The 17,928-nt window shown below is 60.5% G+C and carries 13 protein-coding genes; 8 read left to right on the top strand and 5 right to left on the bottom strand.

Features of this window, described 5'->3' with window-relative positions; all coding sequences use genetic code 11:
* Positions 1-65: 65 nt before the first annotated feature.
* Complete coding sequence (locus tag OKC31_RS08175) at positions 66-1,388, top strand: Na+/H+ antiporter family protein (protein ID WP_270656723.1); 1,323 nt, start codon at positions 66-68, stop codon at positions 1,386-1,388.
* 491 nt (positions 1,389-1,879) lie between these two features.
* On the opposite strand, the gene OKC31_RS08170 is transcribed toward OKC31_RS08175, so the two are convergent.
* The 4 genes from OKC31_RS08170 to ydiJ form a co-directional block, all read right to left on the bottom strand.
* Positions 1,880-3,781, bottom strand: a complete 1,902-nt coding sequence (locus tag OKC31_RS08170) for a DEAD/DEAH box helicase (protein ID WP_042053100.1) — start codon at positions 3,779-3,781, stop codon at positions 1,880-1,882.
* A gap of 180 nt (positions 3,782-3,961) precedes the next feature.
* Positions 3,962-4,423 (bottom strand): hotdog fold thioesterase, encoded by a 462-nt coding sequence (locus tag OKC31_RS08165; protein ID WP_270656720.1) that lies wholly within the window; start codon positions 4,421-4,423, stop codon positions 3,962-3,964.
* A gap of 168 nt (positions 4,424-4,591) precedes the next feature.
* Entirely contained in the window at positions 4,592-5,080 is a 489-nt protein-coding gene (locus OKC31_RS08160) for a hypothetical protein (protein WP_129503821.1), read from the bottom strand.
* Positions 5,080-8,151 carry a D-2-hydroxyglutarate dehydrogenase YdiJ gene (ydiJ, locus tag OKC31_RS08155; protein ID WP_270656718.1) on the bottom strand — a complete coding sequence of 1,024 codons (3,072 nt, stop codon included), beginning with the start codon at positions 8,149-8,151 and terminating at the stop codon, positions 5,080-5,082. Before ydiJ ends, OKC31_RS08160 begins: the two co-directional genes overlap by 1 nt.
* Positions 8,152-8,318: 167 nt before the next feature.
* On the opposite strand from ydiJ, the gene OKC31_RS08150 reads away from it, so the two are divergent.
* From OKC31_RS08150 to OKC31_RS08135, 4 genes are all read left to right on the top strand, one after another.
* Entirely contained in the window at positions 8,319-9,245 is a 927-nt protein-coding gene (locus OKC31_RS08150) for a cation diffusion facilitator family transporter (RefSeq protein WP_005361338.1), read from the top strand.
* A 302-nt stretch (positions 9,246-9,547) separates the two neighbouring features.
* Positions 9,548-11,083, top strand: a complete 1,536-nt coding sequence (locus OKC31_RS08145; RefSeq protein ID WP_127007501.1) for a TerC family protein — start codon at positions 9,548-9,550, stop codon at positions 11,081-11,083.
* Positions 11,084-11,279: 196 nt separating this feature from the next.
* The gene (locus OKC31_RS08140; RefSeq protein ID WP_270656715.1) at positions 11,280-12,401 is read left to right on the top strand and encodes an alkene reductase; all 1,122 of its coding nucleotides are present in this window, start codon (positions 11,280-11,282) and stop codon (positions 12,399-12,401) included.
* A 147-nt stretch (positions 12,402-12,548) separates the two neighbouring features.
* On the top strand, positions 12,549-13,535 hold the full coding sequence (locus OKC31_RS08135; RefSeq protein WP_270656713.1) for a zinc-binding dehydrogenase: 987 nt from the start codon (positions 12,549-12,551) through the stop codon (positions 13,533-13,535).
* A 111-nt stretch (positions 13,536-13,646) separates the two neighbouring features.
* On the opposite strand, the gene OKC31_RS08130 is transcribed toward OKC31_RS08135, so the two are convergent.
* The gene (locus OKC31_RS08130; protein WP_270656712.1) at positions 13,647-14,711 is read right to left on the bottom strand and encodes an adenosine deaminase; all 1,065 of its coding nucleotides are present in this window, start codon (positions 14,709-14,711) and stop codon (positions 13,647-13,649) included.
* A 197-nt stretch (positions 14,712-14,908) separates the two neighbouring features.
* On the opposite strand from OKC31_RS08130, the gene OKC31_RS08125 reads away from it, so the two are divergent.
* The 3 genes from OKC31_RS08125 (at position 14,909) to OKC31_RS08115 (ending at position 17,786) form a co-directional block, all read left to right on the top strand.
* Positions 14,909-15,658 (top strand): HAD-IIA family hydrolase, encoded by a 750-nt coding sequence (locus OKC31_RS08125; protein WP_005337281.1) that lies wholly within the window; start codon positions 14,909-14,911, stop codon positions 15,656-15,658.
* Between the two features lie 54 nt (positions 15,659-15,712).
* Complete coding sequence (locus OKC31_RS08120; protein WP_270656710.1) at positions 15,713-17,287, top strand: cation:proton antiporter family protein; 1,575 nt, start codon at positions 15,713-15,715, stop codon at positions 17,285-17,287.
* Positions 17,288-17,417: 130 nt separating this feature from the next.
* Positions 17,418-17,786 carry a cupin domain-containing protein gene (locus tag OKC31_RS08115; protein ID WP_270656708.1) on the top strand — a complete coding sequence of 123 codons (369 nt, stop codon included), beginning with the start codon at positions 17,418-17,420 and terminating at the stop codon, positions 17,784-17,786.
* The last annotated feature ends 142 nt before the right edge of the window (positions 17,787-17,928 follow it).

Here is a 17,928-nt window from a genome sequence, read left to right as displayed (position 1 = left end):
ACATTTTTCGCAAACTAACTCCCCTTCACATGACAGACAGCAATAACAAACTATAAGGAAATCAAATGAATCCAGTTGTTATCGCAGTCGGGCTGATGCTGGTGCTCAGTCTGCTGCGGATCAATGTGGTGGTCTCGCTGGCGCTGGGTGCCATTGCTGGCGGCCTGGTCGGTGGGCTGTCGTTGACCGATACCCTCACCACCTTCAGCGGTGGCCTGGGCGGTGGCGCCGAGATTGCTCTCTCCTACGCCATGCTGGGCGCCTTTGCGGTTGCCATCTCCCGCTCCGGGATCACCGACCTGCTGGCCCGCAAGGTGATCAGCCAGTTGGGCAAGGATGCCAGCTCGACCCGAATCATGTGGGTCAAAACCCTGCTGCTCTCTTCCGTGCTGGCCGTGGCGATCTCCTCCCAGAACCTTATCCCGGTTCACATCGCCTTTATTCCCATCTTGATCCCGCCGCTGCTGAATGTGATGGCACAGATGCAGATCGACCGTCGTCAGGTGGCCTGTGTCATCACCTTTGGCCTGACAGCTACCTATATGGTGCTGCCGGTCGGCTTTGGTGGCATCTTCCTGAATAACATTCTGGCCAAGAACCTGATCGATAACGGCGTGCCCATCACCACCAGCCAGATCCCGCTGGCTATGGCCATTCCGGTTGCAGGTATGGTACTGGGCCTGCTGATCGCGGTATTCATCAGCTATCGCAAACCGCGCCAGTACGATCTGGCCAAGATCCTGGATGCCGAGCCCGAAGCGGTCGAGCTCAACCTCACCCACATCTGGGTGGCCCTGCTGGCCATTGGCGTGGCGCTGGGGCTGCAACTGATGACCAACAGCATCGTACTGGGTGCGCTGGCCGGTTTTGTCATCTTCACCTGCGGCGGCGTCATCAAGTTTCGCGAAAGCCAGGATGCCTTCACTCAGGGGGTGCGGATGATGTCGCTGATCGGCTTCATCATGATCTCCGCAGCCGGTTTTGCCGCGGTGATGAAGGCAACCCACGGGGTCGACTCTCTGGTTCAGGTGGTCGCCTCCGGCATCGGTCAGCACAAGGGGATCGCCGCCTTCCTGATGCTGCTGGTGGGTCTGCTCATCACCATGGGGATCGGCTCTTCCTTCTCCACCGTGCCCATCATCGCCACCATCTATGTGCCGCTCTGTCTGCAGCTTGGCTTCTCACCGATGGCGATCATCGCACTGGTCGGTACCGCTGGCGCGCTGGGGGATGCGGGTTCACCGGCATCCGACTCGACGCTGGGCCCCACCTCCGGCCTCAACGCCGATGGCCAGCATGACCATATCTGGGACAGCGTGGTGCCCACCTTTATTCACTACAACATCCCGCTGGTGATCTTCGGCTGGATTGCCGCCATGGTGCTCTGATAGCCCCTCGGGCTGCGAACTCTGCACGTCACAATGCACAACAAGAAGGCGACCAGATGGTCGCCTTCTTCATTGATGCCAACCAATTACCCCACTCGATATGAATAATGGCTGCCAGCCAGACAAAGCCTCTGAGCGGCCAACTAGTCGCCACCCCTTGCGACCGCCGGAGTCAGCGGGCGCAATGCTGTCACTCCCCATCCAACTATCCGCCCAAGTGCACACGTCCCAACGCTTGCCAATACAAAGAAACGGCTGCCAGCCCAGACCTATGGCAGAACGGCGGATGATACCCAACCACGTCACAACCGCCTGTCGAGTAGAAAAGGTATTCTCTCTTTCCCCGACATCCAGTCATCAAATAGTGGCCATCATGCGCTCCCCCATTTAACGGCTTATGCCGATCTGGCGTTCAGTAAGAACACAGGGTAAACCGCAGGCAGAAAAAAAGGCCGCTCAATGAGCGGCCTTCTTCATAACGGGATCAGCAATCAGCTTTCGCGACGCTTGCCACCGAATTTGCGATCTTTGTTGAAGCCACCTTCACGGCGCTCCCCGCTCTTGTTGAACGGACGGTCACCCTGGGGACGGCGATCCTTGTTGAAAGGACGGTCGCCACGGAACGGACGATCACCACGGGGCGGACGGCTGCTGGTGTTGCCACCGGCCGGCACTTCGGTGTAGCGAGTGATCTGCAGCGGACGCTGGCAAACACGGGCCTTCTTGATCACTTCCAGCACATCGGCGCTCATACCCTTGGGCAGGTCGACGGTAGAGAAGTCGTCAGCGATGTCGATGTTGCCGATGAAGCGGCTCTCGATGTTCGCTTCGTTGGCGATGGCGCCCACGATCTGGCCCGGCTTGACGCCGTGATGGGCACCCACGTCTACGCGGTAGCGCTCCATCTCCACGTCCGGGTTGTCTTTCAGCGGACGCGGCTCCAGGGAAGGCATGCGACGGGCAGGACGATCGCCACGGTCACCGAAGTCACGACCGCCACGATCGTTGAAGTCACGGCGCTCGAAGCCACCACGATCGTTGCTGTTGTTGAACAGCGGATCCGGAATGGAATCATCCAGCAGCAGCGGTTGGTCACCCTGTACCAGCTTGGCCAGTGCAGCAGCCAGCTCCAGCGGATCGGCAGAATCTTCTTCGATCAGCTCGTTGACCAGGTTGTGGTAGATCTCGAGCTCTTCACCCATCATGGTTTCGCGGATGCGCTCTTTGAACTTGGCCAGACGATGCTGGTTGATGTCCTCGGTGCTCGGCATCTTCATCGGCTCGATGGCCTGACGAGTTGCGTGCTCGATAGCGCGCAGCATGCGGCGCTCGCGGGGAGCCACGAACAGGATGGCTTCGCCCTTGCGACCGGCACGGCCGGTACGACCGATACGGTGAACGTAAGATTCGGTGTCGTACGGAATGTCGTAGTTCACTACGTGAGTGATGCGCTCAACGTCCAGACCACGGGCGACAACGTCGGTGGCGATCAGGATATCCAGCTGGCCTTGACGCAGTTTGTCGACGGTACGCTCACGCAGTTTCTGCGGGATGTCGCCGTGCAGCGCTTCACAAGCGTGGCCACGGGCGGCCAGCTTGCCAGCCAGCTCTTCAGCGGCGTTCTTGGTACGCACGAACACCAGCAGGGCTTCGTAGGATTCCACTTCCAGCAGACGGGTCATGGCGTCCAGCTTGTGCAGACCGGTTACCTGCCAGTAGCGCTGGCGAATAGTGGTAGCGGTAGCAGTCTTGGAGGCAATCTTGATCTCTTTGGGCTGCTTCAGGTGCTTCTGGGCCACGCGACGGATCTGCTCCGGCATGGTGGCAGAGAACAGGGCAACCTGACGAGTGCTCGGGCACTGCTCCATGATCCAGTCAACGTCGTCGATGAAGCCCATACGCAGCATTTCATCAGCTTCGTCCAGTACCAGAGCTTTCAGGCCGGAGAGGTCCAGGTTCTTGCGACGGATCAGGTCCATCACGCGGCCCGGAGTACCGACGACAACCTGGGCACCGCGACGCAGGGCGCGGGTCTGGGTTTCGTAGGAGGCACCGCCGTAGATGGGCAGTACGTGGAAATCAGGCATGTGGTGGGCGTAGCGTTGGCACGCTTCAGCCACTTGCAGCGCCAGTTCGCGGGTAGGCGCCAGCACCAGGATCTGTGTGTTGCGGTTACCAGCTTCCAGACGAGACAACAGAGGCAAGGCAAAAGCAGCGGTCTTCCCTGTACCGGTTTGCGCCTGCCCCAGCAGATCGTGTCCCGCCATCAGGTGGGGAATTGCTGCGGCCTGGATCGGTGACGGGCGCTCATAGCCCACGTCCTGCAGCGCTTTCAATACAGGCGCGGCCAGTCCAAGCTCACTAAAAAGGGGCAGTTGTTCGGTATCAGACATAGATTCTTCCAGATTAAGGCAGGCGGCTAACACCGCGGAATAGCAAAAAGGCGGCGATTATAGCGCCACTTTGTTCTGCTGTCTTGAAAAATGTGATAAGCCTCTCAAGACGTTGGCAATTATAGAGGGATCTGACGAGTATGGCTTGCTTATTTTGCACTCATAGTGCGTTATTGCAGATCACTCCTCGCTGGAGTCCTTGCCCCGCTTGTGTTTGAGCACCGCCATGGTCAGTCGGCTGGTGCACAATAAACGCTCACGTTCGTCCCGAATTTCAATCTGCCACACCTGGGTTGTTGCTCCCAGATGGAGCGGCGTGCAACGCCCGGTCACCACCCCTTCCCGCTTGGCTCGCAGATGGTTGGCATTCACCTCCAGCCCCACACAGTAGCTATCTGGCCCGACCGCCATATTGGCGGCAATCGATCCCAAGGTTTCCGCCAGCACCACAGATGCGCCGCCATGCAGCATGCCAAGGGGCTGGTGAGTGCGATGATCCACCGGCATGGTCGCTTCAAGCCAATCGGTGCCAAAAGCCGTGTAGACGATATCGAGATGGGCCATCAGGGTGTTGCGAGAGGTGGCGTTGAGCCCCTCCAGACTCATGGGTTTACGCCAGATGGGCGCAATATCGAGACTCATTGCGAGCAGACTCCTTATGTAAGCGATGAATGCGTACCGATATGAGTGAAACGCACTCCATCGGCAACATGGTTCTGTTATATGAGTTGTTGGTTACCAGGTGACGTGTTAACAACGCAGCCTCGACCCGGAGCTGCGTGTTACACAATCATGCCCTTAAGCGGGATGTCACCAGGGGTAGGTAACGCCGGGCCACTCGGACCAAGGCACATCTCGCCCCGGCAAGCGGGGGGCTGGCCACTGCCACACCCTGGCGAGCCACTCGCGCAGCTGAATCTCCAGCTCCTCATCCGTGATAGGCGCCTCGGCCACCTTCCAGAAGAAGAGCTCCACCGCTACCTCTGGCAGCACCGAGGGGTAAAGATAAACCCCGCCCCAAAATTGAGGCTCCCGATCCGGGCTCCAGAGGCCATAGGCGAACGAGCGCTTGGCCAGAAACTCCGACTGCTGCCACTCCAGATCCCCTTCGTGCTGGCTCAGGCTGAAGTTGGCGGAGGGCCAGAGATCGTGCGGGCGAAACAGCTGATGGAGCTGCTCGCGCTCGCGCAACATGGCAACAAACTCCACCACCGCCTGAGCAGGAGTGGCGGGTAACAGCAAGAAACGCGGGTGCCGATAGGCCTTCGGCACCCGAAACCGCTTGGGAAACGTCAGCATCAGAGCAGCTCCAGCAGGGCTTGCAATGGATGTTTGAGCTTTTCCCCCTCCATCCGCTTGACCTGACTGCGACAGGAATAACCGGTCGCCAGACAGCGCTCCTGTGGCAAACGGGCCAGCGGTTCGGCCCAGCTCAGTCCATAGATCCCCTTGGAGTTCTCCACCTGTTTGACGTCGTGACCATAGGTGCCCGCCATACCGCAGCAACCCACAGAGACCGGCTGCAAGCTGGCCCCGAAGCGGCCAAACAGGGTGCTCCAGTCACCGTGAGTGGAGGGCTTGGCGGTCTTCTCGGTGCAGTGGGCAAACAGATACCAGGGCTCACTCCCCTCCTCAATCTTGGTCTTGTTGGCGCTAGCAGGCAGTTGATCTGCCGGCAGCGAGAGCAGCCACTCCTGCGGCAACAACACCTGAAAATCACCGCGGGCCGACCCCAGCGCCTTGGCGTACTCGTCGCGATAGCAAAGCACCATGGCCGGATCCAGCCCCACCATGGGAATGCCAAGCGCCGCTACCTTATTGAGGAACTGGGCGCTGCTCGCCGCTGTGCGGGCAAAGGCGCGCAGGAACCCCTTGATATGCTGGGGTTTACCGTTGGGTTTAAAGGGCAGCAGGTAGGGCTGGAAGCCGAGCTTGCTGGCGAGTTTCACCAGGTCGCGCACCACGGGGGCGTCGTAATAACTGGTGAAGGGATCCTGCACGATGAGCACCACCTGCTTGCGCTGCTCGACGCTCATCCGCTCCAGTCCCGGCAGATCAAAATAGCGGGCACGGTTATCGTGCAGGCTCTCGGCAAGGGTCGGCACCGAGAGCAGCGGCACATCGACCATGCCGATGCTCTTCTCGGTCGCCTTCTGGGCCCACTCTTTTTCGAGGAAAAAGTTGACCAGCTTCGGCGCCTTGGCAAGCAACGGCGCATAGCTCTCCACCGTGCCGACGAAGTAATCCTTGGGGGCGCGCAGGTAGCGGCCATGATAAAGCTGCATAAAGCGGGCGCGAAAATCGGGCACATCCACCTTGATCGGGCACTGGCTGGTGCACGCCTTGCAGGCCAGACAGCCAGCCATCGCCTCCATCACCTCGTGGGAGAAATCATACTCGCCGCGCTGTTTGGCCCAGCTGTTGCGCACCTTGTCCACCAGCTGTTTGAAGCGCACACCACCTGATTGCAGCGCCACCTCTTCCGCCAGCGGGTCGAAGCCCTGCTCTGCCAGCTGACGCAACCATTCACGCATCAGGCCCGCCCGTCCCTTGGGGGAGTGGCGACGATCGCGGCTGATCTTGACCGAGGGGCACATGGGGGAGTCGGTCTCGAAGGTGAAACAGAGGCCGTTGCCGTTGCAATCCATGGCGCGGGTGTAGCTGGTGCGCACCGCGAGCGGGATCTGGCGGTCATACTTGCCGCGCTTGGGCCCATCCACCGACACCAGCTCGGCGCCGCTGCCATACGGAATACAAATTTTGCCCGGGTTGATGCGGTTGCCCGGGTCGAACGTCCCCTTGACCCGCTGCAGCTCTTCCCACAGCTCGCCAAAGAAGGCGGGGCTGTATTCGGAGCGAAAGCCCTTGCCATGTTCCCCCCACATCAGGCCGCCATATTTGGCAGTGAGCGCTACCACCTGATCGGAGATGCGGCGCAGTAGCACCTCCTGCTCGGGATCGCACAAATCCAGCGCCGGGCGCACGTGCAGCACACCGGCATCGACGTGGCCGAACATGCCGTAGTCGAGGCCGTGGGCATCCAGCAGGGCGCGAAACTCCATGATGAAATCAGCCAGTGACTCGGGCGGCACGGCGGTGTCTTCAGTGAAGGCCACCGGCTTCTTGCGCCCTTCGGCGTTGCCCAGCAGCCCCACCGACTTCTTGCGCATGGTGTAGATGGTCTCGATGCTCGGCAGGTGGTCACACACCTGATAGCCGATGATCCCCGCCTCGCCCTTGGCCAGCAGCGCGTCGATACGGCGGCAGAGCTCCGCCACCTTGGCCTTGTGTTCTACCTCGTCGGTATCGGCAAACTCGACAATGTTGAGTCCCTGCAGATCCTTGCCGGGCACATCCTGAATAAGTTCTTTCACCGAATGCCAGATGATGTCGGCGCGGGCCAGCCCGAGCACCCGGGAGTCCACCGTCTCCACCGAGAGAGCCTGCGCCTGCACCATAAAGGGGGCATTGCGCAGGGCGGAGGGGAAGCTGTCGTACTTGACGTTGACCAGGGTACGGTAGCGCGGGATGGGGGTGATGTTGAGTTTGGCTTCGGTGATAAAGCCGAGAGACCCTTCAGATCCGCACAGCACCCGGCTCACATCCAGCGTGTCGGTATCGGGTTGATAGAGGTGCTTGAGATCGTAGCCGGTCAGAAAGCGGTTGAGCTTGGGAAAGGTCGCCTCGATGTCGGCTCGGCGCTCCTTGCCGATGCGATAGAGGGTGCGATAGATCTCCCCTTCCCGACTCTCCAGCGCCAGCTTGTCGGCCAGTCGCTCACCGGTCAGCGGTTCGGTGGCCATGATGTCGCCATTCTCCAGCACCGCTTTGAGCCCCAGCACGTGATCCGAGGTTTTGCCGTAGACCAGCGACCCCTGCCCCGAGGCATCTGTGTTGATCATGCCCCCTAAGGTGGCGCGGTTGGAGGTGGAGAGATCCGGCGAGAAGAAGTAGCCATGGGGCTTGAGATAGGCGTTGAGCTGGTCTTTCACCACCCCGGCCTGGGCGCGCACCCACCCCTCTTCCAGATTAATTTCCATGATCTGGTTCATATAACGGGAGAGATCGACGATAATGCCGCCGCCCAATGACTGACCATTGGTGCCGGTACCGCCACCGCGAGGGAAAAAACTCAGAGTGTGGTACGCCGGCTCCGCTGCCAGCTTGAGCATCACTGCTATGTCATCCGCACTGCGCGGATAGAGAACCGCCTGAGGTACTACCTGATAGACGCTGTTATCCGTCGCCATCGCCAACCGGCTTGCATAAGACTTTTCGATATCACCACGAAATGCGCTGCGCTCTAGCAACTCAAGAAACTGCAGGGTTGCGGGTGACAAACTGTCCTGGTAATCGAGTCTCGGGATCATGAATCCTTGTTCCCATCCTTTGCTTGATGCCGGCACGCCGGCGACAACGACTGGCCAGCCGCCTGTCAATGGCAGTCAGGCCAGTCCGCTCACATGTGAGCGGGCAGTATATCAGCTAGAAAACCGCTTGCGCTTGGCAATATTCACCATTTGAAAGGAGGACTTTTATGGCTCACCACAGCCATGTTATCAGTACGCTGGTCACCACCGAAAAACAGGCGCTTACCCTGTCGCTGTTCGGTTGTATCACCTTTGCCATCTTCGGCATCGGCTACGGCCTCTTTGTCGGTTCCAACGCCATCATGCTCGATGGTATCTTCACCCTGTTCAGCATGGGTATGACGGGCCTCGGTCTTGTTACCGCCTATCTCGTTACCCGCCCTTCCGATGCGCGCTTCCAGTATGGCTATGCCCACTTCGAGCCCATCACCAACGTTATCAATGGCACCATTATTCTGCTGCTCTGCCTTGGCGCTCTCTATAGCGGCATCACCACCCTGCTGGATGGCGGACGGGAGATCGATCTCGGCCACGCCCTTATATATGCCGCCGTCTCCACCTTCTTCTGCGCCATCATCTATCGCATCGAAGCCCAGGTTGCCGAACAGGTAGACTCCGAGCTGGTGCGGGTCGACTCCAAGGAGTGGCTGGTGGATACCCTGCTCAGCGCCACCCTGCTTATCGGTTTCGTGGTCGCCATTGGCCTCGATGCCATCGGCTACGGCCAATACAACCGCTACATAGATCCGGTGCTGGTCTCGCTGCTGGCCCTCTGCGCCACTCTCATTCCCATCAAGGTGCTCGGTCGCAACCTGCGGGAAGTGTTGAAGATCGCCCCCAAGGGGGATGTGCCACGGCAAGTAGAGCAGGAGATCGAGGCGTTGCGCCAGCGCCACGGCATAGAGTGCTACAGCCATCTGGCCAAAAGCGGTCGCCGCTTCGATCTGGAATTGAACATTCTGGTGGCACCGGGTCAGGAGTGGCCCGTCGAACGTCAGGATGCCCTGCGTCAGGAGCTCTGGTCTCGCCTTGGCGACACCCTGGGGGATGCATGGCTGTCGGTCTGTTTCACCCGCGAAAAGCGCTGGTTGTAACGACCGCACGGGGGAGCGCGGCACCGCCGCCTCCCCCTGTCGCATCACAACCCCCGATTACGCCCACTGACGCGGCTCTTGCCAAATTGGCGCCAGCCGTTATCATCAGGGCTCATTTTTCACCCGAGGTTTTATTGCCCATCATGGACAATCCCCGAAGTTGCCCTTCGTCTCTCTCTGTCAAAGCCTATCTTTTTCTGCTTAATCAGCGCCTCTGAATAACACCTTTGCCTTGCTGTTACTGCGGCCATCGCGCGCCGTGATCACTCTCTGCTCTGTCTGTTTTTATTGAGGTCGTCACAATGGAATTGCTGCTGGATCCCCATATCTGGATCGGTCTGTTTACCCTGATCATTCTGGAAATCGTGCTGGGGATCGACAACCTGGTCTTTATCGCCATTCTGGTGAAAAAACTGCCCCCCGCCCAACGGGACAAGGCGCGCATTATCGGCCTGTCGCTGGCCCTGCTGATGCGACTTGGGCTTCTGAGCGTCATGTCATGGCTGGTCACCCTGACCACCCCGATTTTGCACCTGTGGGATCACCCCTTCTCCGGTCGGGATCTGATCCTGATGGGTGGCGGCCTGTTCCTGCTGTTCAAGGCCACCTCCGAGCTGCATGAGCGGCTGGAAGCCAAACCCCAGGATGACGGCCCGGTCGGCGCCTACGCCAGCTTCGGCGTGGTGATCGCCCAAATTTTGGTGCTCGATGCGGTCTTCTCGCTCGACTCCATCATCACTGCCGTCGGCATGGTGGAGCACCTTGGCGTGATGATGGCCGCCGTGACCATCGCCATGGTGGTGATGGTGCTCGCCTCCAAGCCGCTGACCCGCTTCGTCAACGCCCACCCCACCGTGGTGGTGCTCTGTCTGAGCTTCCTGCTGATGATCGGCTTCAGCCTGGTGGCGGAAGGATTTGGCTTCCATATTCCGAAGGGCTACCTCTACGCGGCCATCGGCTTCTCGGTGCTGATCGAGTTTTTCAACCAGCTGGCCCAGCGCAGCGCCATGCGTCACGAATCCAAACAGCCGCTGCGCGAGCGCACCACCGCCGCCATCTTCAAGCTGATGGGCAGCAAGGCCTATCAGGATCAGCCGGATGACGATCTGGATGCCCCTGCCGTAGCGCCGGTGAGCTTTGGCGAGGAGGAGCGCTATATGGTGACCGGCGTACTGTCGCTGGCCGAGCGCTCCATTCGCACCATCATGACCCCGCGCTCGGAGATGGCCTGGATCGATATCAACGACTCCAGCGACGAGATCCGCGCCCTGCTGCAGCGCGAGCCCCACAGCCTGTTCCCTATCTGTGACGGGGATCTGGACGAGGTGATCGGAGTGGTCAAGGCGCGGGACTTGCTGTTTGCTTTGAACGAAGGGCAATCTTTGAGCGAACTGGCCAAGCAGAACGATCCCATAATCGTGCCGCAGACCATCAACGTGATCCGCCTGCTGGCGGAGCTGCGCAAAGCCAAGGGGAGCCTTATTCTGGTCTCCGACGAGTTTGGCGTGATCCAGGGGCTGGTCACCACCCACGATCTGCTGGAGGCCATCGTCGGCGAGCTGCCGGACGAGGACGAAACCCCGGATATCGTGCGCGATGGCGAAGGGTGGCTGATCAACGGCAGCACCAACATCCATCATGTGGAGCAGGTGCTGGAGCACGAGGGGCTGGTGAGCGAGAGCGATGAATACGTGACCTTGGCGGGCATGCTGCTCTCCCACTTCGGCACTCTGCCCACCCCGGGTCAGCAGTTGCAACTGCAGCAGCTCAACTTCGAGGTGATCGAGGTGAGCGAGCGGCGCATCGAGCGGGTGAAAGTGATGCCCGCCACGGCTTGAGCCTGCCACCAGCAGAACACCAAAGAGGGCCATATGGCCCTCTTTTTTATGCTTCAACTTTATGCCTCAACGCCTCCTTTCCCGGCGGTTTGTGCCGATTGCTGCATCAAGCACAATTCTCTTGTGCAATTACCCCTCTTTTTCACAACAAGATGGCGGCATAAAGTGGCCTCACTTCCACCATGAGGAACTCAAGATGAGCCACGATCACCTGTTCTGCCCGCTGCGCCTCGGCCAGCTGCACCTTGCCAACCGCATCGTCATGCCCCCCATGACCCGCTCCCGTGCCAGTCAGCCGGGTGATGTGGCCAACGCCATGATGGCCAGCTACTACGCCCAGCGCGCCGAGGCGGGCCTGATCATCAGCGAAGGCACCCAAATCGACCCCATGGGCAAGGGCTATGCCTGGACGCCGGGGATCTACAGCGCCGAGCAGGTCGCTGGCTGGAAACTGGTGACCGATGCCGTGCATGCCAAGGGGGGCACCATCTTCGCCCAGCTCTGGCACGTGGGCCGGGTCACCCATCCCGACAACATCGGCGGCGCCCAGCCCATCTCCGCTTCAGCCCTGCCCGCAGTGGGCGTCAAGGTGTTTGTCGATAACGGCAGCGATGCGCCGGGCTTTGTCGAGACCGTCACTCCGCGCGCCATGACCCAGGCCGATATCGATGCGGTGGTGGGCCAGTTCCGTCAGGCGGCCCGCAACGCCATCAGCGCCGGTTTTGACGGCATCGAGCTGCACGCCGCCAACGGTTATCTGATCAACCAGTTCCTCGACTCCGAATCCAACGCCCGCACCGACAGTTATGGCGGATCGCTGGAGAACCGGCTGCGTTTCCTCAAAGAGGTGACCGAGGCGGTCAGTAGCGAAATCGGGGCTGACCGGGTCGGGGTGCGTCTTGCGCCACTCACCACCCTCAACGGCACAGTCGATGCCAATCCGCAGGAGACCTATCTGGCGGCCGCTCGTCTGCTGGGCCAGCTCAACGTGGTCTACCTGCACATTGCCGAGGCGGACTGGGACGATGCCCCCCTGATGCCGGAGCACTTCAAGCAGGGTCTGCGGGATGCCTTCCCCAACACCCTGATCTATGCCGGCAAATATGATGGCGAGCGGGCTCGCGCCGCCCTCGAAGCCGGCTGGGCCGACATGATTGGCTTTGGCCGCCCCTTCGTCGCCAACCCGGATCTGCCGAACCGTCTGCGTCACGGCTATCCGCTGGCCCCCCACGATCCGGCCACCCTGTTTGGCGGCGGCGAAAAAGGGCTGACAGACTACCCCGTCTATCAGGCCGAGGACGCAACCACCAGCCGCTGATTGCCGATGGCCAACCGGCTATGTAACGCAGGCTCCACGGGTTGGGGCCTGCCGTATTGTTGCCCATTAGCAACAGTGATATGACTGACCGAATCACTGTTGCAATGATCTCGTTGTTCTCTCCCCTCGCTTTCACAAGGAGTCATCATGAATCACACCCAAGCCTGGTGCTGGCATGCCCCCGGTGAACCGACCCAGCTTACCCTCGCCGATCTGCCCCTGGCACCGCTCGCCCCTGACGAGGTGCTGGTGGCAAACCGGGTCATCGCCTTCAATCCGGTGGACTGGAAGCTGATCGAATATGGCCACTCCAACTGGCAGGAGGGTCAGGTGCCCGGCGTTGATGGCATGGGCACTATCGTGGCCCTCGGCGCCAACGTCAGCCATCTGCGTCTCGGTGCCCGGGTCGCCTACCACACCGATCTGCGCCACCACGGCAGCTTTGCCCGCCACACCTGGGTACCAGCCCGCGCCCTGCTGCCAGTGCCCGATGCCCTGAGTGACGAGGCGGCAGCCGCCCTGCCCTGTCCCGGCCTCACCGCCTGGCAGGCGCTGGCCAAGCTGCCGCGCCTGCACGGGGAAGCGCTGCTCATAACCGGCGCTGGCAGCAGCGTCGGCCGCTTTGCGGTGCAGCTCGCCCTCCAGCAAGGAGCGCGGGTCTTTGCCAGCGCCAGCTCACGCCACCATCACTGGCTCAAGCAGATAGGTGTGCAGGGGGTGGCCGATTATCGGGATCCCGACTGGCTGGCCACCTTGCAGACTGCCAACGGCAACGAGCCGTTCGAGGGGATCATCGATCTGGTCTCCAGCCAACAGGCAGAGAGCTTGCTGCCCGCGCTGGGCTACTACGGTCACATGGTGACTGTGCTCGGGCGCATCCCGCACAATCCGTTGCCCGCCTTTAGCCATTGCCACTCATTGCACGAGATTGCGCTGGGCGCCCAGCACGCCTTTGGCAGCGACAAACAGTGGAGCCGACTGGTGGCCGCCGGTGTCGCCATGATGGCGCAGATGGCGAGCGGTGAGCTGACCCTGCCGCCGCTGGTGGTGGGCGACTTTGAGGCACTGCCTAACCTGCTCGAGCGCTTCAAGCGCGAAGGACAGGGCGAGAAGTTTCTGGTGCGAGTGGCATAACGCTGACCTTCCCTGATAACCACACCGACCATTGAAACGAAAGAGGCCCGCCAGTGATGGCGGGCCTCTCTTTATATAGTGCATGTCATCTCGACTTCATTGGCGCCTGACTCAGTGCAAGACCACCCCGTGGGTCTCGGCATAACTGCGGATCTCCCGGGTCAGCCGCGCCTTGTCGGCCAGAGAGAGCCAGCTCGCCTCCACCGCATTGAGCGACAAGCGGCAGAGCTGGCTCATGGTCGCGCCGAGGCCATCGGCCAGCGCCACAAAGTTGGCATTCATATAGCCGCCAAAGTAGGCAGGGTCGTCCGAGTTTATGGTGACGCAAAGCCCCTGCTCCAGCAGCCGCAACACATTGTGCTGGGCCATATTGCCGAACACCTTGAGCCGGGTGTTGGAGAGGGGGCATACGGTGAGCGGCAGCCGGGTATCCGCCAGATAGCGCAGCAGCTCGGGATCGTCTGCCGAACGCACTCCGTGATCGATGCGGCATACCTGCAGCTCGTTGATCGCCTGCCAGATGTAGTCGGCAGGCCCCTCTTCACCGGCGTGAGCCACTACCGGCAGCCCCAGCTCGCGGCATTTGGCAAAAATCCGGGCAAACTTGGTCGGCGGATTGCCCTTCTCCCCCGAGTCGAGGCCGATGCCATGAATGCGCGACAGGAAGGGCATAGCCTCTTCCAACGTCGCAAAGGCATCCTCTTCGCTCAGGTGGCGCAAGAAGCTCATGATAAGGCGCCAGCTGATGCCAAACTCCTTCTCCCCGCTCTGCAGCGCCCGCTCGATACCGCCCAGCACAGTAGCAAAGGGGATACCGCGGGCGGTGTGGGTCTGCGGGTCGAAGAAGATCTCCACATGCACCACCTTGTCAGCGGCGCAGCGCGCCAAATAGGCCCAAGTGAGGTCGAAGAAGTCCTGCTCGGTCACCAGCACGCTAGCACCGCGATAGTAGAGGTCGAGAAAGGATTGCAGGCAGTCAAAGTCATAGGCGGCGCGCACGCTGGCGACATCGGGCCAGGGCAGCGGCACACCGTTGCGGTGGCCCAGCTCAAACATCAGCTCGGGTTCGAGGCTGCCCTCGATATGCAGGTGCAGCTCCAGTTTCGGCAGTCCGGCGATAAATTGCGCGGCGGTGAGGTGTTCGGTTGTGACTGGCTTGGGAATCGGGGTGTCCATAGCGACGGCTCCATCAGCAAAGTGATCCGGCGTCAGCCCCTCCACCAGACTGACCCGACGGCAGCTTTATTGTGCACCGAAGTGGCGAGACAGGGGAGACTTGTCATCAAACAGACTTATAATGGCGTCACAAAAATCATAAATGATTGAACATCTTAACGATTGGCGGCTCGCCTGCGCCCTGACAAGGAGTTTTCATGAAGAAGAACGTCATCTGCGATATCGACGGTGTCATCCTGCACAACAACGATCTCATCCCCGGTGCCGACCGTTTCGTCCATCGCCTGCTGGAGCAGGGCAGCAAGCTCTTGTTCCTCACCAACTACCCGGCCCAGACCCAGAAAGATCTGCAAAACCGCTTCCGTTCCGCAGGTATCGAAGTGCCGGAGGAGTGCTTCTATACCTCCGCCATGGGCACCGCCGACTTCCTCAAGCGTCAGGATGGCAAGAAGGCCTATGTGATCGGTGAAGGGGCGCTGACCCACGAGCTCTACAAGGCCGGTTTCACCATCACTGACATCGACCCGGACTTCGTGGTGGTGGGCGAGACCCGCAACTACAACTGGACCATGATGCAACAGGGGGCCAAGTTCGTCGATCAGGGGGCCCGCTTTATCGCCACCAACCCCGATACACACGGCCCCATGATGCACCCGGCCTGCGGCGCCCTGTGCGCCCCCATCGAGCGGATGACCGGCAAGAAGCCGTTCTATGTCGGCAAGCCAAGCGCCTGGATCATCCGTGCGGCACTCAACCGGATGGAGGCCCATTCCGACGACACCATCATCATCGGCGACAACCTGCGCACCGACATTCTGGCGGGCTTTCAGGCCGGTCTCGAGACGGTGCTGGTGCTCTCCGGGGTGAGCAAGGTCGCCGATATCGACCGCATGCCGTTTCGCCCGAACCATATTTTCGACTCCGTGGTCGACATCGATATCGTCTAATCACCACCCAAGCGTTAAACAGGGCAGGTCTCTCCTGCCCTTGCAGGATCTGTTATGGAACCCATTCTGATCGCCGTGGCTTTTGGTTGCGGCATGGTAGTCAATCTGATTGGCCTGCCTCCCCTGCTCGGCTTTCTGGCCGCCGGTTTTATCCTCAACGGCATGGGATATCAAAATACCCCCGCCCTGAGCGAGGTGGCCGATCTCGGCGTCACCCTGCTGCTGTTCACCATCGGCCTCAAGCTCAATATCAAGACCCTGATGCGGCGCGATGTGTGGGGCACCACCAGCCTGCACCTGCTGCTCTCCACCCTGCTCTTTACCGTGGTACTGCTGGTCTGCAAGGGACTGGGGCTTGAACTTGCCCTCTCGCTGGACTGGAAACTGGCGCTGCTGCTGGGCTTTGCCCTCTCCTTCTCCAGCACTGTCTTTGCGGTCAAGGTGCTGGAAGATCGCAGCGACATGAATGCCCTCTACGCCCGCATCGCCATCGGGGTGCTGGTGATGCAGGATGTGTTCGCCGTGGCGTTTCTGGCCTTCTCCAGCGGCAAGTGGCCCAGTATCTGGGCGCTCTGGGTACTGGGATTGCCGCTGCTGCGCCCGCTGCTGTTCAAGCTGCTGGAGCGTGCCGGGCACGGCGAGCTGCAGGTGCTGTTCGGGGTGTTTCTGGCGCTGGTGGTCGGGGCAGCCGGTTTTGAAGTGGTCGGCCTCAAGCCGGATCTGGGGGCGCTGATCATCGGCATGCTGCTCGCCTCCCATCCGGCGGCGGCAGGGCTTGCAAAGGCGCTCTTCAATCTCAAGGACCTCTTTCTGGTCTGCTTCTTTCTCACCATCGGCCTCAACGGCCTGCCGACCCACGACACCATGTTGCTGGCACTGGCGCTGGTGCTGGCCCTGCCGCTCAAAAGTGTCCTCTACTATCTGGTCTACAGCGGCGCTCACCTGCGGGTGCGCACCGCGCTGCTCTCTACCCTGGCGCTCACCAACTTCTCGGAGTTTGGCCTGATCGTCGCCGCCATCGCCGCCAAGGCGGGCTGGCTCTCCCACGAGTGGCTGGTGGCGGTCTCGCTGGCGCTGGCGGCGAGCTTTATGATCTCTGCCCCGCTCAATGCCCAGAGCGAACGTATTTATCACCGCATCGGCCACTGGCTGCGAGGATTGCAGGCGAGCAACCTCCATCCGGAAGACAGACCCATCGAATTGGGCGATGCCGAGGTGATCATCCTCGGCATGGGACGGATCGGTCAGGGGGCCTACTTCGAGCTGGAGAACAAGTACGGCAACGTCATCCTCGGGGTGGAGAACGACAGCGAGAAGCTGCCTACACTGCGCGCCCAGGGGATGAACGTCATCGAGGGGGATGCCACCGATACCGACTTCTGGGACAAGGTGCTGCTCTCCAATCAAGTCAATCTGGTGCTGCTGGCGATGCCCCACCACTCGGGTAATCTCTACGCCATCGAGAAGCTGCGCAGCCACGGATTCAACGGCAAGATCGCTGCCATCGTCCGCTTTGAGGATGATATCGCCTCTTTGCAGGAGCAGGGGGTGGATGCGGTGTTCAACGTCTACAACGAAGCAGGCAGCGGCTTTGCCCGTCATGTGATTCGCCGCTTGCAGCCGCTTTGAGTCGTCGGCCAGCAGCCCTTGGCAAGGGAATGCACATCGTTTAAGTTATGCATAAGCTCGTTTAATAAAACGAACAAACGTGGGGCCGGGATAGCCCCGCGTTCCTATCTGCCGAAGCCAAGGAGGCACCATGAAGACCCTTAACGACTGGATTTTGCTCGATCGCCACGAGGCGGCCCCTACCCCGCTGATGCCTGCCCCCGAGCGCATTAAAGCGGGCAACCCGAGTCAGATGGTGTGGAACCACTACTCCGACCCCAGCCAGCAGTTTCACGTGGGCTTCTGGAGCTGCGAGCCCGGCCGCTGGGCCATCCACTACACCGAGCACGAGTATTGCCAGCTGCTGGAGGGGGATGTGGTGATCCACGACAGTCAGGGCGGCCAGCTGGCCCTCAAACCCGGCGATCAATTCGTCATTCCCGCCGGTTTTGTCGGAGAGTGGGAAACCCTTACCCCCTGTCGCAAGGTCTACGTCATCTTCGAACCCGCCTCGGCTTGACGTTCACGTCAGCCTGCCCCGTTTTAGCAATCCTTATCTTGTTGATCCGCTTGACGCTTACGGCATGATTTTCTGCGGTTTTCCCGCTTGCAAAAGGTTTTTCCGCTAGGCATTGTGTCTGACGAGGAATGTAAATGGAATT

The sequence above is a fragment of the Aeromonas sp. Y293-4 genome, assembly GCF_027705905.1.
Taxonomy (GTDB): domain Bacteria; phylum Pseudomonadota; class Gammaproteobacteria; order Enterobacterales; family Aeromonadaceae; genus Aeromonas; species Aeromonas veronii.
The sequence above is the reverse complement of the archived record's forward strand: the minus strand, read 5'-3'. Positions and strand labels throughout refer to the sequence as shown.

Excerpts from the sequence above, each read along its gene's own strand:
- OKC31_RS08140 (WP_270656715.1), top strand. The coding sequence starts at position 11,280 with ATGAGCCACGATCACCTGTTCTGCCCGCTGCGCCTCGGCCAGCTGCAC.
- OKC31_RS08125 (WP_005337281.1), top strand. The coding sequence starts at position 14,909 with ATGAAGAAGAACGTCATCTGCGATATCGACGGTGTCATCCTGCACAAC.
- OKC31_RS08160 (WP_129503821.1), bottom strand. The coding sequence starts at position 5,080 with ATGCTGACGTTTCCCAAGCGGTTTCGGGTGCCGAAGGCCTATCGGCAC.
- ydiJ (WP_270656718.1), bottom strand. The coding sequence starts at position 8,151 with ATGATCCCGAGACTCGATTACCAGGACAGTTTGTCACCCGCAACCCTG.
- OKC31_RS08130 (WP_270656712.1), bottom strand. The coding sequence starts at position 14,711 with ATGGACACCCCGATTCCCAAGCCAGTCACAACCGAACACCTCACCGCC.
- OKC31_RS08175 (WP_270656723.1), top strand. The coding sequence starts at position 66 with ATGAATCCAGTTGTTATCGCAGTCGGGCTGATGCTGGTGCTCAGTCTG.
- OKC31_RS08120 (WP_270656710.1), top strand. The coding sequence starts at position 15,713 with ATGGAACCCATTCTGATCGCCGTGGCTTTTGGTTGCGGCATGGTAGTC.
- OKC31_RS08165 (WP_270656720.1), bottom strand. The coding sequence starts at position 4,423 with ATGAGTCTCGATATTGCGCCCATCTGGCGTAAACCCATGAGTCTGGAG.
- OKC31_RS08145 (WP_127007501.1), top strand. The coding sequence starts at position 9,548 with ATGGAATTGCTGCTGGATCCCCATATCTGGATCGGTCTGTTTACCCTG.
- OKC31_RS08115 (WP_270656708.1), top strand. The coding sequence starts at position 17,418 with ATGAAGACCCTTAACGACTGGATTTTGCTCGATCGCCACGAGGCGGCC.
- OKC31_RS08135 (WP_270656713.1), top strand. The coding sequence starts at position 12,549 with ATGAATCACACCCAAGCCTGGTGCTGGCATGCCCCCGGTGAACCGACC.
- OKC31_RS08150 (WP_005361338.1), top strand. The coding sequence starts at position 8,319 with ATGGCTCACCACAGCCATGTTATCAGTACGCTGGTCACCACCGAAAAA.
- OKC31_RS08170 (WP_042053100.1), bottom strand. The coding sequence starts at position 3,781 with ATGTCTGATACCGAACAACTGCCCCTTTTTAGTGAGCTTGGACTGGCC.